The sequence below is a fragment of the Roseobacter sp. N2S genome (assembly GCF_031454055.1).
GTDB lineage: Bacteria > Pseudomonadota > Alphaproteobacteria > Rhodobacterales > Rhodobacteraceae > Amylibacter.
The window spans coordinates 1-26,589 of the sequence record NZ_JAVDQB010000006.1; the positions used below are offsets into that span (position 1 = coordinate 1).

Sequence of the window (26,589 nt, forward strand, 5' to 3'; positions counted from 1 at the left end):
ACGCTTGAAATCTTCACTGAAATTTGGCTTCCCCATAACGGCCTCCTTGCCTCAAAATTAGGGAAGAAAGCGTCTACAATACTAGGGGCTATTCACGGACGCGAAATGTAGATATGTACAGACTCTCGGGACACTTCCTGTAAATTCCCTAATTTGGGATGGAGGAAGTATTCATGACGACGGAAAACGCGACATTCAACGCAAGCTTAGAGTGATCCAGCACGCCGAGAAGATTGGCAACGCCCGTAAGGCGTGCCGGTATTTTTGGGATTGGGAGATCCAGCTTTTATAGATGGCGCGATGCCTATCAAAAGCATGGCGAAGCGGGTTTGAAGAATGCCAAGTCAATTCCAAAGAACCCGGCCAATCAAAAGCCGCCCGAGATCGTTGAGAAAGTTCTGTATCTGCGCCAGAAGTATCATCTGGGGCCCATTAGGATCGTTTGGTACGCGCGCAAGCCACCCCCATAGCCAATGCTCAATGCCGCGCGATATTTGAGGCCGGGTCCGGGTGCTGAGACCAGCAAGGCCGAGACCTCCTCAACGCTAAGGACGAAGGGCAATTTGCGCGGCTCAGTGCGAAACTGCATGTACTTCTTCATCCCGTCGCGATCGCACGTCATCGAGAAAAAGAACCTGAGCGCCACGATGCGCGCATTGAATGTTGATTGTGTGACGTTCGTATCCGCCATGTGCAACTGATAGGCGCGCAGATCATCCGGCTCTGCAGTATCAGGTGAACGACCAAGGAACGTCGTGAAATCCTTTAAGGCCCGGATATGGCTCTTTTGCGACGTCTCCTGCATCCCGCGAATGCGCATGTCTTCCATCATCCGCTCACGAAGCGGGCTTACTTTCTCCTGTGTCATGGGAACCTCCTGTTTGACGATCGAGAAGGTCCCAATCATCAGCCAAGAACCCTGAAACACGAAAGCAACGTCAAATCAGGAAGTAGAACGACCGCCACAAGCGCCACTGCCGCGCGAGCGGCTTAGTCCACGAGCCCAGATTGACCGATGCTGCATCTTGCACGAATGCCCGCTTCACGACGTTGACCCACTCGCCATGCCGGCAATCATTGCGCCGAGTGCGACCAGATGAACCAGCATCAACGCCTTGTCGTTCCACATCGCGCCGACTGCAAACCACCCCAACACGCCAATCAAAAATAAGTAGAGATTCCACGGCGTCCATCCAACCCCCGTGGCAGTGTATCCCATGATCTGAATGATCGACGCGCCCCATTTGACCGCAAAAACGATGCGATCAAACTGCGGTCTTTCGACAATAACGTCAGACGGCACGGGTCAATCCCCCGTCAATACGTATGTTTTGACCAGTCATATAGCCTCCGTTTTCGGACGCCAGTAGTGAAATCATTGAGGAAACTTCTTGTGCCCGTCCATAGCGCCCCATCGGAATGCGCGCCTTGCGATCTTTGGTCTCTGGAAGGCTGTCGATAAAACCCGGTAGAACATTGTTCATGCGAATATTGTCGGCGGCATATTTATCAGAATAAAGCTTGGTGAAAGCAGCCAGCCCCGCCCGGAATACGCCCGAGGTCGGGAATAGCGGATCAGGCTCAAAAGCCGCAAAGGTGGAAATGTTGATGATCGTCCCGCCACCCTGCGCCTGCATGATTGGTGTGACCAACCGCGTTGGGCGAATGACGTTCATCAGGTACACTTCCATACCTGTGTGCCAATCATCATCCGAGATTTCCAGCACCGGTCCCTTGGGGCCGTGGCCTGCGGAATTGACTAAGGCGTCCACACGGCCCCAGCGCTCTACGGCGCCTTGAACCAGTGCGGAGAGGTCGTCGGGATTGGTGTTGGAACCTGTGACGCCAAAGCCACCCAATTCCACGCCAAGTGCCTCGCCCTTGCCCGATGATGATAAGACCCCGACCTTAAATCCATCTGCGGCCAACTGGCGTGCGGCATCAGCGCCCATTCCACTTCCGCCTGCGGTGATGAGTGCAACTTTTTCTACTGACATTTTTCTCTCCATTTTTGATTTACCTGATTGATACAATAAGAGTGCCATCGTCTCGATGGAGAATTGATGTTTATTGGTTATAGGAATACTACTGTCATATGACTCAACTTCCTCCCCTCAATGGATTGCGCGCATTTGACGTGGCTGGCCGGTTTCTGAATTTCCGTGCCGCAGCGGATGAACTGGGCGTCACTCAAGGTGCCGTTGCCCAACACGTGCGCCAACTTGAGTCGCAGCTTGGTGTGCAGTTGTTCGAAAGACTGCCCAAGGGGCTGGCGTTCACGTCGCCAGGACGAAGTTATCACGTGACTGTCGCTGCCGCATTTGAAGCGCTACGCAATGCCACCGATCACCTAAAGCCTGAGCCGGGCAAAGTCCTTGTCAGCGTGACACCCACATTCGCTGCAAAATGGCTGATCCCCAACCTGCCGGAATTTTCGGCCAAGCATCCTGAAGTCGATCTGCGTATTCTGGCCACTGAAAAGGTATCAAGCTTCCACAGTGACGGGATTGACCTTGCTGTGCGGCAAGGCAAGCCTCCCTTTGGTGCCTCCTTGGACGCTCACCTTTTGTTTCGCCAAGAGGTTGTTGCTGTGGCTGCGCCAAGCCTTATCGGCGGGCGCGCCTTACCTCTTGATGCAGTAACAATATCGTCTATGCCCAAGCTACACGACACCCATGATCTTTGGCCCGAATTCCTCAAATTGCACAATTTCGAAGATAGTCGAGGTCATGGGCTGCGCCTTAGCCAAACGTCGTTGGCTGTGGACGCCGCGCTGTTTGGTCAGGGAGCGGCTCTTGTAAGCCGCTTTCTTGTGGCAACTGACCTTGCAGCCAAACGGCTGATACAAATCACGCCAGAAACCCTGTCTGGCAAACAGGATTTCTACCTGCTCGCTATGCGTAAATCAAAACAGAACGCTGCAATTGATACCGTTGTAACATGGTTCTTGGCGCAAGCTGGAGCACCGCTTTAACTCAAAAAGTTCAAGGATAAGTCACAGATAACCGCCATCGGTGGGTGTGCGGCGAATGCACCCTTTGTCCTGCATTGCTGACATCGGTGCAAAGCGCAGCGAAGGTCCGGTTTCCGCCCTTGTATCGAGCTGGATCGAAAACCTGATAGAATTCTGCGCTGCGGCAAACGGCAGTAAAGTCCCGTACATCGGACCTCGGTTGCAACCGCAATGTACGACCGCTTATCATAGGCATTAACTTAAATTTTTACGATTACATCTCGATTTTTGAACATCAAACCAATATTATAGCCATAGGGCGACGGACCAACTGAAACAGCGCCACCCACCTTCAAGGTTTTCGCGCGAGTGAATGGTAAGTGGTAAGTCGGATTCATGGGCTGCCTTAGGGCAGCCCATCTTATCTACATATTTGTTTGCAGCCAGTAAAAAGCATCGATCTGTCGCTTCCCTGCGCGACGCAGGCAATCGGGTAGAAGCTGTGCGCCAATGTTCTCTAACGGATAGAAACAGCTTGTAGCAACAAGATTTTGACCAAATATGTGCCGCTGTTTGGGTTCGTGGCGGGAAAGAAAGGACATCTGGGGACATTCAGACGAACCTTGATTTCAAACGAGAAAAATCTCTCTGATCGTGGCAATCACATGCTGGACCCCGCGATTGTTCGATTGGCGCGTGTGGCTGGCCAGATGCAGGGGGAAGCCGCTGACCTCAATCGGCGGATCAAAGCTGCTCAAAAGCGGATGCGCGTTTTGATCAAACCCGTGTTTGGGCAACATCGCGATATGATCTGTGTGCGCCAACAACGACGGGACAAGTTGGAAGGACGGAACAACCGCACCAACGCGGCGCGACCGTCCTATCGCCGCAAGCTGAGCATCTAAAGGGGATTGCGCGGCTCCTGTTCCCGACATCAGGACATGCGGGAACGCCAGCCACGCATCCAGATCAAACGCCTGTGCGGCAGGATGATCGCGCCGCATCGCAACAACATATGTTTCGTCAAACAATGTGATCTGTTCGATGCCCTCAATCTGTTGTGCAAAGACCGAAACGGCGATGTCTGTTGCGCCACTCAGCAAATCACACGCCGCTGCCGTGCTGCCGTTCCAAGGTTGGAAAATGGGGGTCACCCCCGGGGCGGTGGATTGTAATGCGGTCAAAAGCGGTCCCGCGATCAGAAATGTCGGATCGTCTGCCATGGTAAGCCGCACGGTTTGGCGCAAGCTGTGCAAAGGCGTTTCCGGCGGATCAATGAGGTCATTCAGTTCGCCCAGAACGGATTTAAGTGGCCCCCGCAGCGCGTCTGCCCGCGCGGTCCGCCGCATTGTGCCGCGTCCGCGCTCAAGCAACGGGTCGTCAAACAGATCACGGCACCTTTGCAGCGCATTCGATACGGCGGGTTGAGAGAGGTTCAACCGATGCGCCGCGCGGCTCACATGGGCCTCGTCCAAAAGCGCATCCAGCACCACCAGCAGGTTCAAGTCGATTGATCTTAAATTCATGAAATCAATAATAGACTATATTTTATATCAGTTGGAGTTATTTGTCTTGCGGGTCTACCTCTTGGTCAAACGCATGCAAAAGGACTGCGAGGATGACCAAGATACTGCTACTTATGTTCCACCGCGATATCGAAAAATCCGTCGCCAATGCGGCTTTGTTTCGTGCGGCGCAAGGCATTGAATGCGTGACTGCTATCGATGTGCAGGCACGCTATCCCGATGGGCACATCGATATGTTCACGGATGCCGCAGCTGATGCCCAACTGCTGCTTGGGGCCGACCGCATTGTGCTACAATTCCCTGTGCAATGGTATGCGACGCCGTCCATTTTGAAGGCTTGGCAAGACGCCGTGCTGACGCGGATGTACTATGTCTTTCCACAAGACGAGGGCGCGCACCTTGCGGGGACGCCGTTGATGGTGGCCGCGACGCTTGGCAACGTGGCCGAAGCCTATACGCGGTCAGGGCAAAATCATTATTCGGTTGATGAAATTTTCACCCCGTTGAAAGCGATGGCGCATCGCTGTGGCCTGCCATGGCATGCGCCACATCTGACGTTTTCAGCGGACAAGCTCGATGAGGCCGCATTGGCAGCCGCGGCCCAAAGCTACACTCGTGCACTTCAAGCGTTCATCGCGACCCCACGGGTTGCCCAGACGGCAGAGGTCTGAGCCATGACCGCAGGCATACACGATACCTTCGCCGCTCTCGACCAAGGCACGCCCGCCCTGTTTGCATGGTCGGCCCGATTGCTTCCCATCGCCCTCGCGGGTCAGTTCTTTCTCGCCGGACAGTCGCTCTTCGCCGACTTGCCGTGGTCCATCCACGGCATGGTCGGCGGCTTGGCCGGTGTGCCGATCGTCGTTATGGCCATTATGGCCTGCGCCATTGGCTATCTGCGCGGGTTCGCATGGTGGGCTTTGGGCGCTCTGGCGCTCTACGGATTGCAGATTGCGCTGGCCACGGGCAGCGCGACCTTGCTGGCGCTGCACCCGTTCAATGCAAGCCTGCTGCTGACCGCTGCCCTTGTCTTACTGGCCAAGACCGAACATCGCCGTGCCTTACACTCCTAACCCGCAATACCTGTGCGAATGCCGCCCTGCGCGTCGCAGATTTCTCAGCCCAAAGGACACCCAATGACCAAACCAGACCCCGTATTCCCGTCAGGCCGCCAAGACCTGTATGACACCAACCGATATTCTGCGGCCATCCGCTCTGGCGACTTGTTGTTCGTTTCGGGCCAGGTGGGAAGCCGTGAAGATGGAACACCGGAGCCCGATTTCGCGACACAAGTTCAGCGCGCCTTCGACAATTTGATCGATGTATTGCACGCCGCTGGCTGCTCCCTCAGCGATATAATCGATGTTACAAGTTTTCATACGGATCCCGAGGCACAGTTCGGTGACATCATGCTGGCGAAGGATCGCGCTTTTCCTGAAAAGCCTTACCCGAACTGGACAGCCGTAGGTGTGAACTGGCTCGCTGGGTTTGACTTTGAAATCAAGGTGATCGCTCGAATCCCCAGCCGCGCTTAGGTATCTTGGCGTCAAGATTGAAGATGCCTTGGCAACTTCGGAAGTTATTAAAATCTGAGCTTTTGGGCCGTTCGTGAGGGACGGACCTCACCAACTGTTAGCAAGAGGTCTCGCCGCTGCGGTGCAGCTTCCAAGAAGCGGACATCTGAAAATATGTCGATTTAAGACTGATTAAAAGTAACCTTTTGACGCCACGCCTTGCTCGGAATCGTTATGCATGCTGCAAGGGTCCTTGCAGAACTTAGCCGCCACTAATGTTCCCCAGCCAATCAAGAAAGACGCCCAGACGGCGCAATCCTGAAACGCGGGTAAGGTAGAGCGCTGAGATATTCAAAGGTGCGGCTTCGAGTTGACCAGGAAACAGCTCAATCAAACGCCCGGCTTGGATATCGTCTGCGATCATGAAATTGGAAAACCGCGCGATTCCCAGTCCGCCTAATACCATCTGGCGCACAGCCTCTCCATTACCCGCGGTCAGGGCGGTGGGCACCGTCACAGGGTTGGACTGACCATCAAAGCGCAATGTGTTGATATGATCTGGTGCCGCGAACCGAACTTGCTCCAGCTGTGCGAGGTCGGCCGGTGTTTTTGGCCAGCCTTTGCGATCAAGATATCTCGGCGCAGCCACCAATTTCCAAGCCGTGCGCCCCAAGGGCCGGTGCAACATGTCGCTATCAGGCAGCTGGCCCAGCCGGATGGCAACATCCGCGTGACTGCCGATCAGATCCACCAGCGAGTCTGTCATGTCGATCGACAGCTGGATGTCCGGATACTTTGCGTGGAACTCAGCCAGACGCGGGGCGAGGACATGCAGGACATAAGGAACCGGTGCGTTTACACGCAGTGGCCCGGCGGGGGCCTGTCCGCTGGTAGCGATCTCTTGCAGGGCTTCGCTGCGGTCCAAAATCTCGCGCGCTTCAGCCAGAACGGCGGCCCCTTCGGGGGTGATCTCGATAGATCGCGTCGTGCGCCGCAACAGCGTGACCTTCAATTGGTCTTCCAGCCGCGTGACTGATCGGCTGAGCGTAGAGGCAGACACCCCTCTGCGCCGTGCAGATTCAGCAAAGCCCCCATCATCGACGATACTGACAAAGGAGGCCAAATCCCCCATGCGTAACAATTCGTGCAGTTTCTGCAATGATCCATTCCAAACTTGTCTGTTCTCGCAATAGATAGCGGCTGGCATATACGGCGTCGACATCAAATTTATTGGAGAAAACCGATGCCACTTGCTCTTTGGGCGCTGACCATCAGCGCTTTCGCCGTCGGAACGACCGAGTTCGTTATCGTCGGACTGCTACCCACCATTGCCGCCGATCTTGGCGTTTCTATCCCCTCCGCTGGCCTGTTGGTTAGCCTTTATGCGCTTGGCGTGACCATCGGTGCGCCCGTGCTAACCGCCATGGCTGACCGTGTGCCGCGCAAGACACTGTTACTGCTCTTGCTGGCGCTGTTCACGCTCGGCAATGCTTATGCCGCCTTTGCCCCGGATTACGGCAGCCTTGTCGCTGCGCGCTTTATCACCGGTCTCGCTCACGGCGTGTTCTTTGCAATCGCCTCGACCATCGCGACCGATCTTGTGGAACCCGAAAAAGAAAGCTCGGCCATTGCGCTGGTGTTCCTTGGTTTGACTGTCGCGCTTGTAACGGGTGTTCCCTTGGGGACATTCATCGGCCAAAACTTCGGCTGGCAGTCAACTTTTCTTGGCGTTGTCGCGCTGGGTGTTATCGGCTTCATCGCTTCTGCCATCTTGTTGCCCGCCAATCTGACCAAGACCGCATCAGCGGGGATCAAAGCCCAACTTCAGGTGCTGACTTCGCCGCGCCTTCTGCTGGTCTATCTAATCACGGCTGTCGGCTATGGCGGCAACTTCATCGCCTTTACCTTCCTTGCGCCGATGTTGAACGAAGTCACGGGCCTGTCTGCGGGCGCGGTTAGTCTGGTGCTATTGCTCTATGGTGCATCTGTCGCCGTAGGTAACATCGCCGGCGGAAAACTGGCTGACCGTATCGGTGCAGTCGCGTCCCTGACGGTGATCTTTGCTGGTCTCGCGATATCACTGGTCGCTCTCGGCGCGCTCCTCACCAGCCCGATTGCAGCCATCGCGGTTGCGGCCTTCTGGGGCGGTTTTGCCTTCGCCAACGTGCCACCGCTGCAGTCTTACGTCGTGCAAATCGCACGCGAAGTCTCGCCCGGCGCGGTTGATGTGGCGTCCGGTTTGAACATCGGTGCGTTCAACCTCGGCATTGCCGGCGGCGCATGGGCTGGTGGACTTGTGGTGGAAAGCATCGGCCTTGCCGCTGCGCCTTACATCGCCGCTGGTGTGGTGGTTGTCGGGATCATTCTGGTGCGCCTGTCTGGTCGCTTGAATACAACAACACCCCAAGCTGTTGCTGCTGAATAACTTCATTTGCCCCGCCGTATCTAACGTGCAGCGGGGCAGACCAATGAACAGGAGGTTCGTATTATGTCTGCCCTAAATCTGATTTACAAAGACCGCATGACTTTTGGCATTGAATTGCCACTGGTCTGAAGCCGGCCAACGCCGCGCCCGTATCAAGGGTCGCCCTTTTGGTGTGCCAGACACCTCAAACCCCGCCAGGGGCGTGGAGCTGGCCGAGGGCCTTGGCTTCGATGCGGTCTGGTTGCGGGACGTGCCGGTTCACGATCCAAGCTTCGGGGACGCTGGACAGGTTTTCGACCCGTTTCCCTATCTCGGCTTTCTTGCCGGCCGCACACGGCGCATAGCGCTTGGCACTGCGGGTATCGTCTTGCCACTACGGGATTCGATCTTGCTGGCCAAGATGTCGGCCAGCCTGCACCATCTATCGGGCGGGCGATTTATCCTTGGCATCGCGTCGGGAGACCGTCCGGTGGAATACCCTCTTATGGGTCTCGATTATGAGGCCCGCGGAGCCAACCTTCGCGGTCGCGTCGACCAGATGCGCAACCTCTGGTCAGTGGATGCGCTGCAAGGACCATGACCTGCTCCCCATTGAGTCCGCTAATTTAGGTTAGCCCTGTTCAGGTTTTGGTCCTCTTCTGACCTGTTAGCATATTCGACTGGCGTCAGGCCAGCGAGGCATGTGTGTGGGCGGTGGTGGTTTAAGTCGGTACGCCACGCAGCGATCAACTGGCGGGCATGGCGCAGGTTGTCGAGCAGGTGCTCGTTTAGACATTCATCCCGCATCCTCCCGTTGAAGCTTTCCACAAACCCATTTTGCTTGGGCTTCCCCGGCGCGATGTAGTGCCAGTCAACCTTTCAGTCTTCCTGCCATTTCAGGATCGCATTCGAAGTCAGCTCTGTGCCGTTATCGCTGACCACCATGCAGGGGTAGCCGCGCATCTCAGCAATGCGGTCCAGCTCACGGCCCACACGGTCGCCTGAGAGCGATGTGTCGACCACGGCAGCCAAACATTCGCGGCTAAAGTCGTCGATCACGTTCAGAATGCGGAACCGGAGACCGCAGGACAGGCTGTCGGACACAAAGTCGAGCGACCACCGTTGGTTTGGCCCCTGCGGGATCGCCATCGGTGCTCGGGTGCCCCTAAAACTCCTCCAGATTTGTGTAGAGTCCGCCCAACAAAAGGACGGACAAATGAAGGCACGATTTACGGACGAACAGATCATTGCGATGATCAAGGAGCAGGAAGCTGGCGAGAAGACCGCTGATGTGTGTCGGCGGCATGCGCTGCCCGGTAGGGTTTTGCAAGCAAAAGCCCGAGAGGGGGATCAGTTCGGCGACGTTCTATAAATACAAATCGAAGTATGGCGGCATGGAGCCGTCTGACGCGAAGCGGTTGCGAGCGTTGGAAGACGAGAACGGCAAGCTGAAGAAGCTGTTGGCAGAACAGATGTTGGACAACGCAATGTTGCGAGACATCAATTCAAAAAAATGGTGACGCCCGTTGGAAAGCGGAAAGCGGTGGCGCATCTGATGGACGCTCATCCGGTCAGTCAGCGGCGGGCGTGTGAAGTGCTTCAGGTTGATCGGTCTTCGGTGCGGTATCTGTCGCGGCGGAGTGATGATGCCGAGCTAAGGGATGCCATCAAGCGGGTTTCGAGGGAACGGCGACGGTTTGGTTGTCGTCGTGTCCACGTGATGATTGCGCGGGAGGGCTTTGAAGTGAACTGTCACCCGGCAGTCGTTTGCTTGCAAACGATGAGAGGGCACAAGAAGGTGAGGCGCATTTACCTCGAAGAGAAGTTTCAGGCCCGCCGCAGAGGCGGCAGGAAGCGCGCTTTGGGCACAAGAAAGCCCATGGTGCTGCCAGACGGCCCGAACCAACGCTGGAGCTTGGATTTCGTATCAGATGCGTTGACGGACGGTCGCCGCTTCCGCATTCTTGCAGTCGTTGATGACTTCAGTCGTGAGAACTTGGTGCTGGTGGCTGATACATCGCTGTCTGGTCACCGCGTTGCACGCGAACTGAATCAGATCATCGCAGAACGAGGCATGCCGAAGACAATAGTTTCAGACAACGGCACTGAGTTCACCAGTATGGCGATCCTCAAATGGGTTCAGGAAACCGGCATCGATTGGCATTATATCGCGCCTGGAAAGCCCCAGCAGAACGGCTTCATTGAAAGCTTCAACGGCAAGCTTCGAGACGAATGCCTCAACGAAACGCTGTTTGGAACATTGCGCGATGCCCGCAAAACACTTGAAGAATGGCAGGAGGATTACAACTGGCGCAGACCACATTCAGCATTGGGCAACCTGACACCGATGAAATTTTTGCAGAGAAAGACAATGGACAAGATGGCGGCCTAACGCCAAAGATTTAACCCCAAGGACTCCGCGCAAGGCTGGAGGAGACTTGGGGCTCAGGTCAAGCGGTGCGCAGCAACGTGGTCGAGTACACCGTCGCGACTGTTGAGAAAATCCTGGAACAGATATTGCAGCTCGATGAGTTCATTGCCGCGGTTGGAATAGACTGGTGTTTCACGCGTTTCGCCGCGTGGGCCAAAATCATCATAACCAGTCTCTTCAAACCGCTCTTCACTGCCCAGGAACTCCGAAGCAATACTGCGCTCCAAAATCTCCATAACGGCATCAAAGCCTCCTTCATCAGCTTCATCGAACGGTTGGCGATCCTTCAGGCGCGCAAAGCAGCGCGACACGAGCGCCACATCCTTTGCTGTGTCGCCCAGATGAAGCGCTTTGGCTCTCTCGGCGACCTGCCTTCCCAAGCCTACGGCCTCGGCTGCCAGATCATCCATGTTTTGTTTGTTGTAAAGCACGTGCATCGTCGTGATACCCCTTGAGTTAATTGTCGTTCATTGGGGCGCCCGGGATGGCCGCCCCTTCAAGACAGCCGACCCTGCACGGGCCGGCCCTGGGGGATCACGCAGCTTGCGAGATTTTCTGGGAGGCTGGGGTAACGCTGTCCTCCGCCGGATCGTTTTCAGCGATTTTCCGAAGTAACGAGCCCAATTTCTCGGACAGCACGCAGCACTCATCAACAAAACCTGAGGCGGGATTTATCTCAGCAAAGAGGCCACACTCAATACGATCCGGATCGCTGACATGCTCCAGCTTCAGCAACCGGTGGAAGTCTACAAGCTGGCTACTTTGGGCCCGTGTCAGGTACCTCGTGTGGCGTACAGCTTCACACAGGAGGAACACGCGGCCACTGGCGGCTGGACCACCAAGCCTGCGAGCGGCCAAAGCCAAAGCGGTCCCATGATCGCGGAGAAACCGGCGGACGTGTCCGAGCTTGGGGCAAGGTTGTTTGGTATAGAAGGTTCTGTAGAAAGTCATCGGTTTCATCCCGAACAATGCTGCGCCAAGCGGCAGCTCAAGAAGCCCATTCCCTCCTTTCAAAAGGCATGCTGGCCAGTCACGCTGTAGCAGCAGCATTGTCTATCGGTCTGGCTATTTTTGATGTTTGTTTTGGTTCGGCCTCACCGGAGTTTCCGGATCTTCGCGGCCTCACAAGAGGGCCCGCGCAAGATCTGGAAATCTGGTGAGAAGGCAGCGGTCAGAGTATATGAGGCATTTACGCTACAAAACTTGCAGCCATTTACCCCAGTCACTGCTGTATACGGTACACTGACACGGCCATCTACTCGATGCCCACTGCCTCTTGCCCCGCCAATTCACGCTTTTTTAGGTCTGTTTTTGGCCAAATCATCCATTCGGCCAAAACTATTTTAATTCAGTACGTTAGGCACCTATGGCAAAACTTGCCCCGTTTCGTGGCAAACAAAATCGGGGGTTTTGGCATAACTATGCCCGCATCGACAGACACGAACCCGCTCAACCTGTTACCCGCATTTGGAATGACCGCAATCCAGACAGGTCATGCAGCCTTCGACCATTTGCAGACCCATGCCGCCACAGCTTGGGCAGCTTTTGCCGCGTGCTGGGGATTTCATCTGGATGATCTCGGCGTGGGGGTCGGTTTTCAGGTGCTGGCCTTCGCCGTCGATAAAGTTGATGCGGACCATGTGTTCTTCGATCACGCTGCCGATGGCGGCCAGCATTGAGGGAATGTAACGTCCCCGCACCCAAGCCCCGCCGCGTGGATCAAACACAGCCTTCAATTCCTCGACCACAAAGGACACATCGCCACCGCGCCGGAACACAGCTGAAATCATCCGTGTCAGGGCCAAAGTCCAGGCATAATGTTCCATGTTTTTGGAATTGATGAACACTTCAAACGGGCGCCGTTGACCGTTCTGGATGATGTCGTTGATGGTGATATAAATGGCGTGCTCGGATTCAGGCCATTTCATTTTATAGGTGTGGCCGTCCAATGCCTCGGGGCGATCAAGGGGTTCTGCGATATAGACAACATCCGCGCCTGTGTCGATTTCCGGCACGGTCTCGGATTCCTCGGAGACCGACAGAACCGAACCTGTCACATCATTGGGGCGATAGGTTGTGCAGCCCTTACACCCCTGATCCCACGCGGCCATATAGACCTCTTTGAAATCCTCGAATGAAATATCTTCGGGGCAGTTGATGGTCTTGGAAATGGAGCTGTCGATCCATTTTTGTGCCGCTGCCTGCATACGCACGTGATCGAGCGGGGCCAGCGTTTGCGCGTTTACAAAATAATCGGGCAAAGGTGTGTCACCGAATTTTTGCCGCCACAAATCCACCGCGTAATCCACAACTTCTTCTTCGGAACGGGAGCCGTCGTTTTGCAACACTTTGCGGGTGTAGGAATAAGCAAAGACCGGTTCGATACCGCTGGACACATTGCCGGCATACAGGCTGATGGTGCCAGTCGGGGCCACACTGGTCAGCAGCGCATTGCGAATGCCGTGTTCCGCCACCAATTCGCGGGTTTCTTCGTCCATCGACAGCATGCTGTCATTGTCGAGGAATTTTTTCGCGTCATACAATGGAAACGCGCCTTTTTCTTCGGCCAGACGGGCAGACGCACGATAGGCCGCACGGGCAATCAGACCCATCCAACGTTCCGTTACAGCCGCGCCTTCGACGGAACCGTAGCGTTCGCCGACCATTAACAACGCATCCGCCAAACCTGTTACGCCCAAACCGATACGGCGCTTGGCCAAGGCTTCGACCTTTTGTTCTTGCAACGGAAAACGGCTGGCGTCGACCACATTGTCCATCATGCGAACAGCGGTTGCGACCAGATCGTTCAACGCATCTTCATCCATTTCTGCTCCGTCTTCAAAGGCATCTTTGACCAAAGTCGCCAAATTGATCGACCCCAGCAAACAGGCACCATAAGGCGGCAAAGGCTGTTCGCCGCAGGGGTTGGTCGCCGCGATGGTTTCACAGTAGTTCAGGTTGTTTTTCTGGTTAATCCGGTCGATGAAAATCACACCGGGTTCGGCGTAATCATAGGTGGATTTCATGATCCGGTTCCACAGATCCCGCGCCTCAACGGTTTTATAAACCTTATCGCCCCATTTCAGTTCCCAAGGGCCATCGGCCTTTACAGCCTCCATGAAAGGGTCGGTGATCAGCACGGACAAGTTGAACATACGCAACCGCGCACTGTCTTGTTTGGCAACGATAAAATCTTCTACGTCGGGGTGATCGCAGCGCATTGTCGCCATCATCGCACCGCGGCGCGAGCCCGCAGACATGATCGTGCGGCACATGGCATCCCAGACATCCATAAAAGACAACGGACCAGATGCATCGGCAGCAACGCCTTTGACCACAGCCCCTTTGGGACGGATGGTCGAGAAATCATAACCGATCCCACCACCCTGCTGCATGGTTAACGCAGCCTCTTTCAACATGTCGAAAATACCGCCCATGCTGTCAGGCACGGTGCCCATAACAAAGCAGTTGAACAGGGTCACAGACCGTTTGGTACCTGCCCCTGCCAGAATGCGGCCCGCAGGCAGAAATTTGAATCCTTCCAGCGCATCATAAAACTTCGCTTCCCAAACTTCGGGTGTGTTCTCGACCTCTGCCAAAGACCGCGCCACACGGCGCCAGCTGTCTTCGACTGTTTCGTCTACAGGTTTGCCAGCGGCATCCTTAAAACGATATTTCATATCCCAGATTTGCTCGGCAATCGGAGCAGAAAAAGAGGTCATATTGGTAAACCTTGTGTTCGGTGGCAGTGATGCAGCGGCAGAGAATGGACCTCGTAACTAAATGCTCGATCCAGAGGCGTCAAACGATTCTGGGAAGAAACTGATCTTTCGCCCCGTTAGGAATCGCTGTAGTGTTGTTGAACATAGAATACTATATCTAGCGGTGCCATGTCAAAAACACACATCAACTTGATAAAGCTCTGCGTCGGCGCAGAAAGCTTTGAAGACCTGCTCGGCTGGATACAACAGCGTCAGGATGCTGGCGGGGCAGACTATCTGTCCAGCCATGTGACCCGTATGTGGCCCAAACAAGAGGCCGCTTTGCTGGATGGCGGATCGCTATACTGGGTGATCAAGGGGGCGATTCAAGCCCGCCAGAAAATCGTGCGTCTGGACGAGGTTACAGGCGTTGACGGCATTCGCCGCTGTGCCATTGTGATGGCCCCGAAACTGATCCGCACCACCAGCGCCACGCGCCGCCCGTTTCAGGGCTGGCGTTATCTAAAGCCCGAAGACGCGCCCGCAGATCTGCCCGAATCCCGAGTATCGGATGACGCGCTGCCCAAAGAACTGGCGCTGGCTTTGGCCGATATCGGGTTGCGTTAAGGACACAGCCGCAGATTAAGCATCAGACGAACGGTTTTTCTGTCCAGTTGCACAGGGCGGCAAGAGCCTGCCAAACAACCTGTTTTTCAGTGTCCCAATCGGCGGTTTTGCTGGCGTACATCGTGGCCTCTGATTGCAAAATCAGCCCGTCTGACAGAATCCGCAGCCCGTTGGCGTGCAGCGTATCCCCTGTCGACGTGATGTCGGCAATCATTTCCGCCGTCAGGTTTTTAACCGTGCCCTCAGTAGCCCCCTGACTGTCCACCAGCTGATAATCCGCCACGCCCTGTTTGCTGAGGTAGCTGCGCACCAGCGCGTGGTATTTGGTGGCGATCCGCAGGCGAAAGCCGTGATCGGCGCGAAACTGTGTGGCGGCCGCATCCAGATCATCGACCGTCGTCACATCCACCCAGCAATCGGGCACCGCCAGCACCAAATCGGCGCGGCCAAAGCCCAAGGGCTCTACCTCGGTTACAATATCAGACCAGCGCCCCATTTTTTCGCGCACCAGATCGGTGCCTGTCACACCCAGATGGATGCGTCCGGCAGCCAGTTCTTTAGGGATTTCCCCTGCCGACAACAGCACCAGTTCCACATTGTCCACGCCCAAAACCTGCCCCGCATATTCGCGGTCAGACCCGGTGCGCTGCACGGTGATGCCGTGTTCGGCAAACCAGTCGATTGTCTTATCCTGCAAGCGTCCTTTGGACGGGATACCCAGTTTCAGGCTCATAAATTACCCTCTTGAACGGCGACCAATGCTTCGGGGCGGATTACGCCGCCCACCGCCGCGATGGATCGGCCCTGCCCCAAAACGCGGGTTAGCGCGTCATAGCGCCCGCCGCTGGCCACAACGGGCAGATCGGGACAGTTTTCAGCACTGAAGCCAAAAACAAACCCGTCATAATATTCCATGGATGTGCGCCCGAAGGACACTTCAAACGGCAGATTATCCACATCAACGCGGCGTGCGGCCATGGCCTTTAACCGGTCTTCCATCGCATCCGCAGGTGCGACCAAAGCAGGGAAATCTGCCGCCATCTGGCGCAACTGCACCAAAGCATCCGACGACATGGCTTTAAGGGCCAGAACCTGCTCCAGCATCTCTACTTCCTCAGCCGAAATCGGGGCTGCGGCGCTGTCTTCTTGCAACACGGCAATCCGCGCCAGAACTTCTTCTGCAGATCGCATACCCTGCTGCGCCCCAGCATCCGCCAGAACCGCATCCGCGCCGCGTGCAGCCACATCGGCCAACAGCGCCACGCGGGTTTCAGGGGGCGGCGTCATGCCACCGAACCGTTCCAGCAAGCGCACAAACCGCGTGGGGCGCCAGACATGACGGCGCAGGGCTGCACGCCTGCGATCTGTAGTGGTCAACCCGTCCACAGCCGCCAGCAAAATCCCCATATCCCCCGTCATCACCTTTAGTGGATAAGCCGCCAACATGCCTGCAAACATGGCAAACACCTCGGCGTCGGCCCCTGCGGGATCAGTGCGGTCAAACAGCTCGTAGCCCACTTGCGTATATTCCGACGCACGCCCTCCCGTCTGTTTGCGCCAGACATTGCCGTTATAGGTATAGCGCGCGGGTTCCGCGCCCTCGGCCATGTGGCGCTGCACGATAGGCACGGTAAAATCGGGCCGCAGCATCTGTTCGCCGTGCAACGGATCATGGGTCACAAAGGCCCGCGCGCGAATATCCTCGCCGTAAAGATCCAGCAGCACATCCGCAGGCAACAGGCTGTCGGTTTCCACCGGCAGCGCCCCTGAAGACACAAACGCCGCCGCCAATCGGTCGGCGACCTCTTTAATGCGCGCGCGCCTGTCGTTTTTCATCACGCACCCGCCCGTGCGATCATGGCGCGTACTTCTGCCACCAGATCAGCCCGTGCGATTTCTTTCTGTGCAGGCTGGGCTTTCCATTCCTCGGCGGTCTCAATCTCAGCGGCCAATCGCGCGCCCAGCGCCAGATCTTTGATCTGCACCACGCCGCGATCCTTTTCATCGCCACCTTCAATCACCGCCACAGGGCTTTCGCGTTTATCGGCATATTTCAACTGGTTGCCAAAGTTCTTGGGGTTGCCCAGATACACCTCTGCGCGAATACCCGCAGTGCGCAATTCAGCAACCATGGCCTGATAATCGCCCAAACGATCCCGATCCATCACAGTCACAACCACCGGCCCTTTGGCCTTGTTTTCCAAACGCCCCTTTTCCCGCAGCGCCGCAAGCAGACGATCCACACCAATAGACACACCCGTTGCAGGCACTTCCTGCCCCGTAAAGCGTTTCACCAGATCATCATAGCGCCCGCCCCCCGCAACAGAACCAAACTGCCGCTTACGGCCCTTTTCATCGAGGATTTCAAAGGTCAGCTCGGCCTCATAGACTGGGCCTGTGTAATAGCCGAGACCGCGCACAACCGAAGGGTCGATATCAATCCGGTCAGGGCCATAGCCTTGGGCCGCCAACAAACTGGTGATTTCCTGCAACTCCGCCACACCTGTTGCGCCGATTTCCGAACCTTGAACCAGCTCTGACAACCGCGCACAGGTCGCAGCACCCGTGTCGCGCTTGGCGTCCATAAACCCCATGACAACATCAGCCTGCTCATCCGACAGGCCCGCGCCTTCGGTAAAGTCACCAGACGCATCCTTGCGCCCTTCGCCTAACAGCGCCCGCACGCCGTCCAACCCCAAACGATCCAGCTTATCAATGGCGCGCAGAACGATGCCACGCTCGGCTTCTTTATCGTCACCAGACAGGCCCGCAACCTCCAACACACCATTCAGAACCTTACGGTTGTTCACCCGAACAATGTAGTCGCCACGCGGAATGCCGACGGCTTCCAATGTGTCAGACAACATGGCGCAAATCTCGGCGTCGGCGGCCATGCTTGCACTGCCAACCGTATCCGCATCACATTGATAAAACTGACGATACCGCCCTGGCCCGGCCTTTTCATTGCGCCAGACCGGACCCATTGCAAAGCGGCGATAGGGCGACGGCAAATCATTGCGGTGCTGGGCATAAACCCGCGCCAAAGGGGCAGTCAGATCATAGCGCAGCGCCATCCAGGAATCGTCTTCGTCCTGCCATGCAAACACACCTTCATTGGGGCGATCCACATCAGGCAGGAACTTACCCAAAGCCTCAACCGTTTCCACGGCTGATGATTCCAGCGGATCAAACCCGTAGCGATGATAAACCTCGGTGATCTGGCGCAGCATGGCGTTGCGTTCATCTACTTCGGCACCGAAATAGTCACGAAACCCTTTGGGCGGCAAAGCCTTGGGGCGGAGGATTTTCTTTTTCTTGTCTTTGGCCATCGGATTGATCCTAATTTCGGCTCACCCCGTAACGGAATTTCCCCGAATGGACAAGCAAATGGCGGCATGTCCCGCCCGCTTTGTCAGAATTGGCCGATTATTTTTGAAAACGTCGTGTCGATATTATACTGCAACAGCCAAACCCCATCCTCGCGGGAATGGCTGACCACGTAGAAATAGACCGGCAGGCTATCGCTCCAATACACGTAAATCGCGCGGCGAAAGCCACCGCCAAGCACTTCCTCTTTCATCAGCGCCTGATGGGTCAGCGGCTGTTTGTAAAAGCTGGTCAAGCTGGTGACAAAGCGGTCTTTTTGTTCGGCAGACAGGCTGCGCCCTGCAGGGTCTATCGCCGTCAACGCCCCTGCAAAATCCAGCGCCATGATCTTATCGCCGATCTGGCGTTCCATGTCCTCAACGGATTGGAACGCCCCAAACGGCGGGGCCGACTGCGCAGGACTGACCTGCAAACCAAATATCAGGGCAAAGAGGATAATAATACGTTTCATAACACACTCCCTTACTTAATACCTGCCCCAAGCCTAGCACGACTGCCGCTCTGCTTCATCTCTTAATGCTATCCGTTTTTTGATTGTCCGCCCGTCCAATGGCCGTTAGGAAAAGCCATGACCCATTCAGACCCAACCACCCTGTTAGAAGAACGCCTCGCCCATACATCGCGGCTGGCCGAGGACCTGTCCGACATTGTCGCCGCACAGGCCAAACGGATCGACATGCTTGAAAAACGTGTGACCGCCCTGATGGATATGGCGCGGGATCAGGCGCAGGGTGACGGATCGGCCAGTTTTGGCGACCAGCCCCCGCCCCATTGGTGATCACACCAGTTCGGTTGTCACGCGGATCTCGTTTTCCATGGTGCGGTGCACAGGGCATTTATTGGCAATTTCCATCAGCTTATCGCGCTGTTCCGCGCTTAAATCGCCGATCAGGGTAATCTCGCGGCGGAATTCATCCACATTCCCTTGCGTGGTTTCACAGGTCGCACAGGCGCTGGCATGTATCTTGTCATGGGTCACGGCCACGCTGATATCGTCAAGCAGCCACCCCTTGCGCCGCGCATACATGCGAATGGTCATTGACGTGCAGGCCGCCAGCCCTGCAGAAAGAAAATTATAAGGCGACATGCCCAGATTACTGCCGCCGTAAGCCTCTGGCTCATCCGCCAAAACATGATGGTTCGGGCCTGCACTAATGTCCTGCAAGAAGCCGGACGGGTCTGCCTCGTCACTGCGCACAACACCTTCGGGCGCGCCAATTGGCGCGGCTGGTTTGACCAATCCCAGATACCGCCCCGCCCAAGATGCAATCACCTCGGCGGCATATTCCGCATCCGCGCCGTCGCTGATCAGATGATCCGCATCATCGAGCGTGACAAAGCTTTTGGGATGCTTTGCCGCGTCAAAAATCTGCGCGGCATTGTCAATCCCAACAATCTGATCCAGCGGCGCATGCAACACCAGCAAGGCCCGTTTCAACCCACCAATCGCCGCTTTCATATTGGTCGCGGACACATCTTTTACAAAACTGTCTTTAATCGTAAAGACCCGCCCCCCAAGCGAGACTTGAGCCGATCCATTCGCCGTAATCTCATCCAAAGAGCTGCCAAAATTATGCAGCACATGGGCGGGGTCGAACGGCGCCCCAAGGGTCACAACCGCCTTGGCACTGGGAATCTGCTCAGCAGCGCGCAACACAGCTGCGCCCCCCAGCGAATGACCAATCAACAGACCTGGTGCCCTCACCCGATCTGCTAGGGCCTGCGACGCCAGAACCAAATCCGCTACATTGGAACTGAAATCCGTATTGGAAAACTCGCCCTCCGAATGGCCCAATCCGGTGAAATCAAACCGCAACACAGCAATGCCCATGGACGCAAGTCGCTGGGCCAAGCGCCGCGCGGCAGGAATATCCGCGGAACAGGTGAAACAATGGGCAAACACAGCCGCCGCCAAGGGTCGCCCCACAGGTAAATCCAGCCGTGCGGCCAATTCCGCGCCAGAATGCCCCGTAAAGGTAAATTTTTCACTCTTCATCCAACAGACTCCTCAGTTGCCCCATGGAACCACTGACATAGCCCCGAAACAAGCGCTCCCCCACGGAAGTCGCGCTGATGTTACCAGTCTCACGCCCCCGTGATAGAATCCCAACGCCTGACACTTTTTTTGTTTTTGAAATATCCAATTCCGCCCCGTCAAAGCGGCAGTTCAGTGGCATGTTTAATCTCTTTCAACACAAAATTCGACACCACGGTTTTTACAAAATCACTGCGCAACAGATTGTGGCTCATGAAATCCTCATAGGCCTCTACATCCGCCACCCGCACTTTGATAAAATAATCCGCAGCCCCTGAAATCTTGTGACACTCCAGTATTTCGGGGTGACTGCGCACCATGGCGACAAACCCGTCCACCGCATCCTGCGTATGGGATTGCAACCTGATTTGCGCCAAGACACATAACCCCAGTCCGGCCTTTTTCGGGTTCAACAAGGTCACCCGCCGCTCAATCAACCCCAGCGCTTCAAACTCTTGAATTTTGCGCCACAACGTACTTTGCGCCATACCAACGACCTCGGCAAGCTGTGCCAATGATCGACTAGAATCGGACTGTATCAGCCGTAAAATCCGTTTTTCTTGATCAGAAAATTCCAAAATCGCCACCTTGATGAAATATTTACCCAAATCTTTACATCAAACCCCAAATTCAGGCAAGTTCTTCCATCCCAGCGGCATAAACTGCTTCTAAATAAGGAGAAACCGCCATGGCTTACGATTCAAAATTCCCCGATGCCGCTGGACGTTACGACTACACAGCCGAAGAAAAAGCCGTCTGGGGTGAACTGTTCACCCGCCAGATCGCCTTTCTGGACGGGCGTATTTGCCCTGAATATCTGGACGGCATCGCGCAGCTTGGCCTTGGCGATCACGACGTTCCCCAACTGCTCGACGTGGATAAACGCTTGGCAAGCCTCACCAATTTCGGCGTATCCGGCGTGCCAGCCATCATCCCGCCGTCACAATTCTACGCCCTGCTGGCAGATCGCAAATTCCCCGTCGCCACATTTTTGCGCCGCCGCGAAGACATGGACTATATCGAAGAACCCGACCTGTTCCACGAGGTGTTCGGCCATTGCCCGCTGCTGACCAATCAAGCCTACACCGACTTTATCGAGGCTTTTGGCAAGATCGCGGTGGACTTGGGCAAAGGCTATCGCTGGCACCTGTTCCGCCTGTTCTGGTTCACCATTGAATTCGGCATGATCCGCACAGCTGATGGCTTGCGCGGCTATGGCGCAGGCATCGCCAGCAGCCCGTCCGAGGCCGATTTTGCCTGCTCGGGCAAGGCGGTCTATACGCCTGCCGATCTGATGACCATGCTGCGCACGCCTTACCGTATCGACATCGTGCAACCGCAGTATTTTGTGATCGACAGTTTCGAAGACCTGCCAAAATTGCTGGAAACCGATCTGAAAATCGCGATTGACGAAGCCAAAGCCAAAGGCGATCTACCAGCCTTGTTTGAAAAAGCTGCCTAGATCAACCGCCTAGGTTAACCAACGCGCGGGGTCAGCGGGCATAAACACCGCATCGGCGCAAACCCAACCGCCATTTTGTGGCAGGCTGGCCTGAAAAACCACCATCCCATCGGGGGAAAGTTCTTGCAGCTTTTCCCCGTTCCCATGGGACAGAAAGCGATTGCCGCGCGGTGTTTCTGCTACGGCCCCGATACGATGACTTTCTGAAGGAAAACCGTGCTGCCAGCTTTGGACGGCGCAGGTTTTCGCCGCATCAATCCGCCAGCTTTGCGCAGCACCCTTTGCACAGAACAGCAAATCGCCGTTAGCCGCGAAGCTAAGATCACAGGGCGCGAAAAAGGCGTCACCGCTCTGGGTCAATTTCTTATCAGCACAGAAATCAGCGACACCCCCTAAAACCCAATCCACCGTGCCACGTCGGGACAGTTTAGCAATGGCATTTTGCGGCCCCAGCGACAGAATAATTCCGCCATCTGTGGGGTCCATTATCACGCAACTGGCAGATGCGCGGGCTGCCAGTTTTTCATCCAGATCCCATTGCCAATGAATGCTGCCGTGGCGGTCAAACACCAGCACAGTGTCCCCATCATCAGCCTCCCCGGATGTGGCCAGTGACAGGTAAATATCAGGGGCGATTTCCTCAACACTGTGGTGCAGCGCGCCTGTGGCAAGCATCGCGCCAAAGGTATTTGGGGATGGAACATCCCCCCCTTGCCATTGCCGCAACACCCGACCGTTCAGTCCAATATCTAGCGCCCGCCCGTCCGAGGTCATCACCAAAATAGTGCGTTGCAAAGATAGTCGGCAACTGCTGATTACAAATGGAAATTCATGCCACCAGACGGTTTGCCCAGACGGGTCCAGCGCAATCAACCCACCTTTATCGCCGCTTGCACCTTTGTTTTGTTCCAGCGCCAAAAGCATCACGCCTGCGTCACGGGCCGTTGCATCACAGGTCAGGATGTCCAGCGCGGTCATGTTCTAAAACTCTTCGACCAGTTGCACCCCGGGAACGTGTTTCAACGCGCCTTTGATTTGCGGGTTCAGCACATATTCCTGCTTCAAGGCAATCTCGACCTCGCCCGGCAGATCAGGGTGCATCAGCACCAGATGCACCGGCCCACGGCTACGCGGATTGCCGCCTTTTGTGGCTTCTTCCAGCCGCGTGGCAACCGATCCGATCGCGCCTTCATCCCCGATATAGACCCGCAGCCCCATAGAGGCCGCGTCCGCCACCGCAGAATCCACCCCGATCACGCTGCGGCACAGCAGTTTCAACTGATCCGACTCCATCGTCGCCTCAACCGTCAAAACCACGTTTTCCCCCGGCATCAAAGCATCGCGGAATTTTTCCAGCGTGTCAGAAAACACTGTGACTTCATACAGCCCTGTAGGGTCGGAACATTGCACAAAAGCAAAACGGTTGCCCCGCGCGGATTTGCGTTCCTGCTTGCCCGAAATCGCCCCCGCGATTTTCGCGGCAACCGCACCACCACGGGCCTTTTGTTCCAGTTCCGCCAGCGTCAGCACGTTCTTGCGTTTCAATGGCCCCAAATAATCATCAAGCGGATGGCCCGACAGGTAAAAGCCGATGGCCTGATGTTCTTGTGCCAGCCGTTCGGTGGGCAGCCAGTCTTCGGGCATGGGCAGGCGCGGGGCGGGCAGGTCTTCGCCGCTGTCGCCAAAAAGGCCGCCTTGGGCGCTGTTTTTCTGTTCATGGGTCGAGGCCGAGTAAGCCACCAGCGCATCGACACTTTCCAGACATTTGCGCCGGTTCGCGTCCAACTGATCAAACGCGCCGGAACGGGCCAGCATTTCCATCGGGCGCTTGCCAACCCGTTTCAGATCAACCCGCCGCGCCAGATCAAACAGATCGTTAAACGGCCCGTCCGCCAGTCGCGCATCCACGATCAGCTTCATCGCCTCGCCGCCCACGTTTTTCAACGCGCCCAGCGCATAGTGGATTTTACCCTCAGCCACACTAAAGGTCGCCAGTGACTGGTTCACACAGGGCGGCACCACGTCAATTTTCAACCGCCGTTTGGTTTCCTCGATGAACACACCCAGCTTGTCGGTCAGATGGATATCGCAGTTCATCACCGCAGCCATGAATTCAACCGGATGGTTCGCCTTCAGCCAGCCGGTCTGATAGGACACCACCGCATATGCCGCCGCGTGGGATTTGTTGAACCCATAGTTGGCGAATTTATCCAGAAGGTTCCAGACCTCCATCGCCTTCTTCTTGTCCACACCGTTCTTGGCCGAGCCTTCAAGGAACTTGGGCCGCTCTGCGTCCATCGCTTCCTGAATTTTTTTACCCATCGCACGGCGCAGCAGATCCGCACCCCCAAGACTGTAACCCGCCATTTCCTGCGCGATCTGCATCACCTGTTCCTGATAGACGATGATGCCTTGGGTTTCGTCCAGAATATGATCAATCGAGGGATGCAGCTTGTCCCGTTCGGACAGATTGTTCTTCACCTCGCAGAACTTGGGGATGTTTTCCATCGGGCCCGGACGATACAGCGCCACAAGCGCGATGATGTCTTCGATACAGTCGGGTTTCATACGGCGCAGCGCATCCATCATGCCGCTGGATTCCACCTGAAACACTGCCACGGTTTTCGCCGCTGCATACAGTTTATAGGTCTTTTCATCATCCAGCGGGATCGCCCCGATTTCACCCTCTGCACCCTCGGGCGGATCATAAAGCTGCGTGCCATCCGGCCCGATATGCAAGGGGCGCCCCTGCCCCGTGATCAAATCCATTGCGTTCTGGATCACAGTCAGGGTTTTCAGGCCCAGAAAGTCAAACTTGACCAGCCCCGCCTGTTCCACCCATTTCATGTTGAACTGGGTCGCAGGCATATCAGAGCGCGGGTCCTGATAGAGCGGAACCAATTCGTCCAGCGGGCGATCCCCGATCACCACACCCGCCGCGTGGGTTGATGCGTTGCGCAACAGCCCCTCCACCTGCTGGGCATAGGTCAACATGCGGTCCACGACCTCTTCTGACTTTGCCTCTTCACGCAGGCGCGGTTCATCGGCCAGCGCCTTTTCGATGCTGACGGGTTTCACACCCTCTACGGGGATCAGCTTGGACAGGCGGTCCACCTGACCATAAGGCATTTGCAAGACACGCCCGATATCGCGCACGGCAGCTTTGGACAAAAGCGCACCGAATGTGATGATCTGACCCACCTTATCGCGGCCGTATTTTTCCTGCACATAGCGGATCACTTCTTCGCGGCGATCCATGCAAAAGTCGATATCAAAGTCGGGCATGGAAACCCGCTCGGGGTTCAGGAACCGTTCAAAAAGCAAAGAATAGCGCAGCGGGTCAAGGTCGGTAATGGTCAGCGCATAGGCCACCAGACTGCCCGCACCAGACCCCCGCCCCGGCCCCACGGGAATGTTGTGATCCTTGGCCCATTTGATGAAATCCGCAACGATCAGAAAGTAGCCGGGGAAGCCCATGCCCTCGATGATATCCAGTTCAAAATCGAGCCGTTTCTGGTAGTCTTCCAAACTGACCGCATGGGGGATCACGGCAAGCCGCGCCTGTAGCCCCGCATTGGACTGGCGGCGCAACTCGACCACTTCGTCATCGGCGAATTTGGGCAGGATCGGGTCGCGTGTGGTGGCGCGAAATCCGCAGCGTTTGGCGATTTCTATGGTGTTCTCAACGGCCTCTGGCACATCGGCAAACAGCTTCACCATTTCTTCGGGGGATTTGAAATAATGCTCGGGCGTCAGGCGACGGCGGGGTTCTTGCTGGTCCACATAAGCCCCGTCGCCAATACAAATCAGCGCATCATGGGCATCATACATCGACGCTTTTGGGAAAAACACATCATTGGTCGCCACCAAAGGCAGATCCATCGCATAGGCGGTTTGCACGAAAAACGGCTCTGTCGCCAGTTCGGCAGCGGTGCCTTTGGCCTGATCCTCGGGATGACGCTGCAATTCCACATACAAACGGTCTGCGAACATATCCGCCAGCCGCATCAATAACGCCTTGGCGGCATCTGTCTGACCGTCCTGCACCAACTGCCCCACAGGGCCAAGCGCACCACCTGTCAGGCAAATCAGCCCTGCGGAGTATTTGGTTAATTCATCCAGAGTAATATGGGGAAGCTGATCCGCGCTGTCCAAAAACGCGCAAGAGTTCAGCTTCATCAGATTCAGATAGCCCGCTTCATTCTGCGCCAGCAGCACCACAGGTTTGGGCGCAGGCACTTTGCCACCAATCTGCGCGGCAGTGGCATAGGCCAGATCCATCTGACAACCGATGATCGGTTGCACGCCCGCCTTGGCCGCCGTTTCGGAAAATTCCAGCGCTGCAAACAGGTTGCCACTGTCCGTGACAGCCACAGCAGGCATACCCGCTGCGACACACATATCAGGCAGTTTTTTAACCTGAATTGCGCCTTCCAAAAGGGAATAGGCGGAATGCAGACGAAGGTGAATGAATCGGGGTGAGGTGCTCATCCCGCCAGCCTATCGCAGCTTGCCAAGGGGCGAAAGCCGTTGCACTATGGCTTACCTA

At 56.0% G+C, this 26,589-nt stretch carries 27 protein-coding genes and 5 pseudogenes; 14 read left to right on the forward strand and 18 right to left on the reverse strand.

Annotation, left to right across the window (positions count from 1 at the left end):
* Window positions 1-233: 233 nt before the first annotated feature.
* Window positions 234-317, forward strand: a pseudogene (locus GGE09_RS14320) (hypothetical protein); the annotation flags it as partial.
* A pseudogene (locus tag GGE09_RS14325) lies at window positions 293-388 on the forward strand (IS481 family transposase); the annotation flags it as partial. The pseudogenes GGE09_RS14320 and GGE09_RS14325, both read left to right, overlap by 25 nt.
* 60 nt (window positions 389-448) lie before the next feature.
* Here GGE09_RS14325 and GGE09_RS14330 read toward each other — a convergent pair.
* The 3 genes and pseudogenes from GGE09_RS14330 to GGE09_RS14340 all read right to left on the reverse strand — a co-directional run.
* A pseudogene (locus GGE09_RS14330) lies at window positions 449-868 on the reverse strand (tyrosine-type recombinase/integrase); the annotation flags it as partial.
* Between the two features lie 174 nt (window positions 869-1,042).
* Window positions 1,043-1,303 (reverse strand): DUF6552 family protein, encoded by a 261-nt coding sequence (locus GGE09_RS14335; RefSeq protein ID WP_309746840.1) that lies wholly within the window; start codon window positions 1,301-1,303, stop codon window positions 1,043-1,045.
* Window positions 1,293-1,997 (reverse strand): SDR family oxidoreductase, encoded by a 705-nt coding sequence (locus GGE09_RS14340; protein ID WP_309746841.1) that lies wholly within the window; start codon window positions 1,995-1,997, stop codon window positions 1,293-1,295. The genes GGE09_RS14335 and GGE09_RS14340 overlap by 11 nt, the downstream gene beginning before the upstream one ends.
* Before the next feature lie 98 nt (window positions 1,998-2,095).
* Between GGE09_RS14340 and GGE09_RS14345 the strand changes: the two genes are divergently transcribed.
* Window positions 2,096-2,974, forward strand: a complete 879-nt coding sequence (locus tag GGE09_RS14345; RefSeq protein ID WP_309746842.1) for a LysR substrate-binding domain-containing protein — start codon at window positions 2,096-2,098, stop codon at window positions 2,972-2,974.
* A gap of 608 nt (window positions 2,975-3,582) precedes the next feature.
* On the opposite strand, the gene GGE09_RS14350 is transcribed toward GGE09_RS14345, so the two are convergent.
* Window positions 3,583-4,479, reverse strand: a complete 897-nt coding sequence (locus tag GGE09_RS14350; RefSeq protein ID WP_309746843.1) for a LysR substrate-binding domain-containing protein — start codon at window positions 4,477-4,479, stop codon at window positions 3,583-3,585.
* A 92-nt stretch (window positions 4,480-4,571) separates the two neighbouring features.
* On the opposite strand from GGE09_RS14350, the gene GGE09_RS14355 reads away from it, so the two are divergent.
* The 3 genes from GGE09_RS14355 to GGE09_RS14365 all read left to right on the forward strand — a co-directional run bounded on the left by GGE09_RS14355 (window position 4,572) and on the right by GGE09_RS14365 (window position 6,014).
* Complete coding sequence (locus GGE09_RS14355) at window positions 4,572-5,150, forward strand: NAD(P)H-dependent oxidoreductase (RefSeq protein ID WP_309746844.1); 579 nt, start codon at window positions 4,572-4,574, stop codon at window positions 5,148-5,150.
* Window positions 5,151-5,153: 3 nt separating this feature from the next.
* The gene (locus tag GGE09_RS14360; RefSeq protein WP_309746845.1) at window positions 5,154-5,552 is read left to right on the forward strand and encodes a DUF6220 domain-containing protein; all 399 of its coding nucleotides are present in this window, start codon (window positions 5,154-5,156) and stop codon (window positions 5,550-5,552) included.
* A gap of 63 nt (window positions 5,553-5,615) precedes the next feature.
* Window positions 5,616-6,014, forward strand: a complete 399-nt coding sequence (locus tag GGE09_RS14365) for a RidA family protein (protein ID WP_309746846.1) — start codon at window positions 5,616-5,618, stop codon at window positions 6,012-6,014.
* Window positions 6,015-6,255: 241 nt separating this feature from the next.
* Here GGE09_RS14365 and GGE09_RS14370 read toward each other — a convergent pair whose 3' ends face one another.
* On the reverse strand, window positions 6,256-7,152 hold the full coding sequence (locus tag GGE09_RS14370; protein ID WP_309746847.1) for a LysR family transcriptional regulator: 897 nt from the start codon (window positions 7,150-7,152) through the stop codon (window positions 6,256-6,258).
* A gap of 84 nt (window positions 7,153-7,236) precedes the next feature.
* On the opposite strand from GGE09_RS14370, the gene GGE09_RS14375 reads away from it, so the two are divergent.
* Together GGE09_RS14375 and GGE09_RS14380 are read left to right on the forward strand one after the other, a co-directional pair.
* Window positions 7,237-8,418: an MFS transporter gene (locus tag GGE09_RS14375; protein ID WP_309746848.1), complete on the forward strand. Its 1,182-nt coding sequence runs from the start codon at window positions 7,237-7,239 to the stop codon at window positions 8,416-8,418.
* 103 nt (window positions 8,419-8,521) lie between these two features.
* Entirely contained in the window at window positions 8,522-8,998 is a 477-nt protein-coding gene (locus GGE09_RS14380; protein WP_309746849.1) for an LLM class flavin-dependent oxidoreductase, read from the forward strand.
* 20 nt (window positions 8,999-9,018) lie between these two features.
* Here GGE09_RS14380 and GGE09_RS14385 read toward each other — a convergent pair.
* Window positions 9,019-9,561 (reverse strand): annotated as a pseudogene (locus GGE09_RS14385) (integrase core domain-containing protein); the annotation flags it as partial.
* A 52-nt stretch (window positions 9,562-9,613) separates the two neighbouring features.
* On the opposite strand from GGE09_RS14385, the gene GGE09_RS23435 reads away from it, so the two are divergent.
* The 3 genes and pseudogenes from GGE09_RS23435 to GGE09_RS14390 form a co-directional block, all read left to right on the forward strand.
* Complete coding sequence (locus GGE09_RS23435) at window positions 9,614-9,769, forward strand: transposase (protein WP_405048556.1); 156 nt, start codon at window positions 9,614-9,616, stop codon at window positions 9,767-9,769.
* Window positions 9,770-9,791: 22 nt separating this feature from the next.
* Window positions 9,792-9,917 carry a hypothetical protein gene (locus GGE09_RS23440; protein ID WP_405048557.1) on the forward strand — a complete coding sequence of 42 codons (126 nt, stop codon included), beginning with the start codon at window positions 9,792-9,794 and terminating at the stop codon, window positions 9,915-9,917.
* Window positions 9,881-10,789, forward strand: a pseudogene (locus GGE09_RS14390) (IS3 family transposase); the annotation flags it as partial. The gene GGE09_RS23440 and the pseudogene GGE09_RS14390, both read left to right, overlap by 37 nt.
* Before the next feature lie 53 nt (window positions 10,790-10,842).
* On the opposite strand, the gene GGE09_RS14395 reads toward GGE09_RS14390, so the two are convergent.
* The 3 genes from GGE09_RS14395 to GGE09_RS14405 all read right to left on the reverse strand — a co-directional run bounded on the left by GGE09_RS14395 (window position 10,843) and on the right by GGE09_RS14405 (window position 14,550).
* Window positions 10,843-11,265 carry a hypothetical protein gene (locus GGE09_RS14395; RefSeq protein ID WP_309746850.1) on the reverse strand — a complete coding sequence of 141 codons (423 nt, stop codon included), beginning with the start codon at window positions 11,263-11,265 and terminating at the stop codon, window positions 10,843-10,845.
* 97 nt (window positions 11,266-11,362) lie between these two features.
* Window positions 11,363-11,878, reverse strand: a complete 516-nt coding sequence (locus GGE09_RS14400; RefSeq protein WP_309746851.1) for a hypothetical protein — start codon at window positions 11,876-11,878, stop codon at window positions 11,363-11,365.
* 407 nt (window positions 11,879-12,285) lie between these two features.
* Entirely contained in the window at window positions 12,286-14,550 is a 2,265-nt protein-coding gene (locus GGE09_RS14405; protein WP_309746852.1) for an adenosylcobalamin-dependent ribonucleoside-diphosphate reductase, read from the reverse strand.
* Between the two features lie 168 nt (window positions 14,551-14,718).
* Between GGE09_RS14405 and GGE09_RS14410 the strand changes: the two genes are divergently transcribed.
* On the forward strand, window positions 14,719-15,156 hold the full coding sequence (locus GGE09_RS14410; RefSeq protein ID WP_309746853.1) for a DUF1489 domain-containing protein: 438 nt from the start codon (window positions 14,719-14,721) through the stop codon (window positions 15,154-15,156).
* A gap of 22 nt (window positions 15,157-15,178) precedes the next feature.
* Here the strand turns inward: GGE09_RS14410 and hisG are convergent, their stop codons facing one another.
* The 4 genes from hisG to GGE09_RS14430 form a co-directional block, all read right to left on the reverse strand.
* Window positions 15,179-15,889 (reverse strand): ATP phosphoribosyltransferase, encoded by a 711-nt coding sequence (gene hisG, locus GGE09_RS14415; protein ID WP_309746854.1) that lies wholly within the window; start codon window positions 15,887-15,889, stop codon window positions 15,179-15,181.
* Window positions 15,886-16,992 (reverse strand): ATP phosphoribosyltransferase regulatory subunit, encoded by a 1,107-nt coding sequence (locus tag GGE09_RS14420; RefSeq protein ID WP_309746855.1) that lies wholly within the window; start codon window positions 16,990-16,992, stop codon window positions 15,886-15,888. The genes hisG and GGE09_RS14420 overlap by 4 nt, the downstream gene beginning before the upstream one ends.
* Window positions 16,992-18,485, reverse strand: coding sequence for a histidine--tRNA ligase (gene hisS / locus GGE09_RS14425; protein WP_309746856.1), 1,494 nt, complete (start codon window positions 18,483-18,485; stop codon window positions 16,992-16,994). Before hisS ends, GGE09_RS14420 begins: the two co-directional genes overlap by 1 nt.
* 83 nt (window positions 18,486-18,568) lie before the next feature.
* Window positions 18,569-18,994 (reverse strand): hypothetical protein, encoded by a 426-nt coding sequence (locus GGE09_RS14430; RefSeq protein ID WP_309746857.1) that lies wholly within the window; start codon window positions 18,992-18,994, stop codon window positions 18,569-18,571.
* 117 nt (window positions 18,995-19,111) lie between these two features.
* Between GGE09_RS14430 and GGE09_RS14435 the strand changes: the two genes are divergently transcribed.
* On the forward strand, window positions 19,112-19,321 hold the full coding sequence (locus tag GGE09_RS14435) for a SlyX family protein (RefSeq protein WP_309746858.1): 210 nt from the start codon (window positions 19,112-19,114) through the stop codon (window positions 19,319-19,321).
* On the opposite strand, the gene GGE09_RS14440 is transcribed toward GGE09_RS14435, so the two are convergent.
* The 3 genes from GGE09_RS14440 to GGE09_RS14450 are packed head-to-tail and all read right to left on the reverse strand — an operon-like array spanning window position 19,322 to window position 21,156.
* Window positions 19,322-20,539, reverse strand: a complete 1,218-nt coding sequence (locus GGE09_RS14440; protein WP_309746859.1) for a bifunctional alpha/beta hydrolase/OsmC family protein — start codon at window positions 20,537-20,539, stop codon at window positions 19,322-19,324. It abuts the gene before it with no gap.
* Window positions 20,529-20,720, reverse strand: coding sequence for a hypothetical protein (locus tag GGE09_RS14445; protein WP_309746860.1), 192 nt, complete (start codon window positions 20,718-20,720; stop codon window positions 20,529-20,531). Before GGE09_RS14445 ends, GGE09_RS14440 begins: the two co-directional genes overlap by 11 nt.
* The gene (locus tag GGE09_RS14450) at window positions 20,698-21,156 is read right to left on the reverse strand and encodes an Lrp/AsnC family transcriptional regulator (RefSeq protein ID WP_309746861.1); all 459 of its coding nucleotides are present in this window, start codon (window positions 21,154-21,156) and stop codon (window positions 20,698-20,700) included. Before GGE09_RS14450 ends, GGE09_RS14445 begins: the two co-directional genes overlap by 23 nt.
* Before the next feature lie 110 nt (window positions 21,157-21,266).
* Between GGE09_RS14450 and GGE09_RS14455 the strand changes: the two genes are divergently transcribed.
* Window positions 21,267-22,040, forward strand: a complete 774-nt coding sequence (locus tag GGE09_RS14455; RefSeq protein ID WP_309746862.1) for a phenylalanine 4-monooxygenase — start codon at window positions 21,267-21,269, stop codon at window positions 22,038-22,040.
* A gap of 9 nt (window positions 22,041-22,049) precedes the next feature.
* Here the strand turns inward: GGE09_RS14455 and GGE09_RS14460 are convergent, their stop codons facing one another.
* On the reverse strand, window positions 22,050-23,018 hold the full coding sequence (locus tag GGE09_RS14460) for an aryl-sulfate sulfotransferase (protein WP_309746863.1): 969 nt from the start codon (window positions 23,016-23,018) through the stop codon (window positions 22,050-22,052).
* A 3-nt stretch (window positions 23,019-23,021) separates the two neighbouring features.
* Window positions 23,022-26,531 carry a DNA polymerase III subunit alpha gene (gene dnaE, locus GGE09_RS14465; protein ID WP_309746864.1) on the reverse strand — a complete coding sequence of 1,170 codons (3,510 nt, stop codon included), beginning with the start codon at window positions 26,529-26,531 and terminating at the stop codon, window positions 23,022-23,024.
* Window positions 26,532-26,589 lie beyond the last annotated feature (58 nt).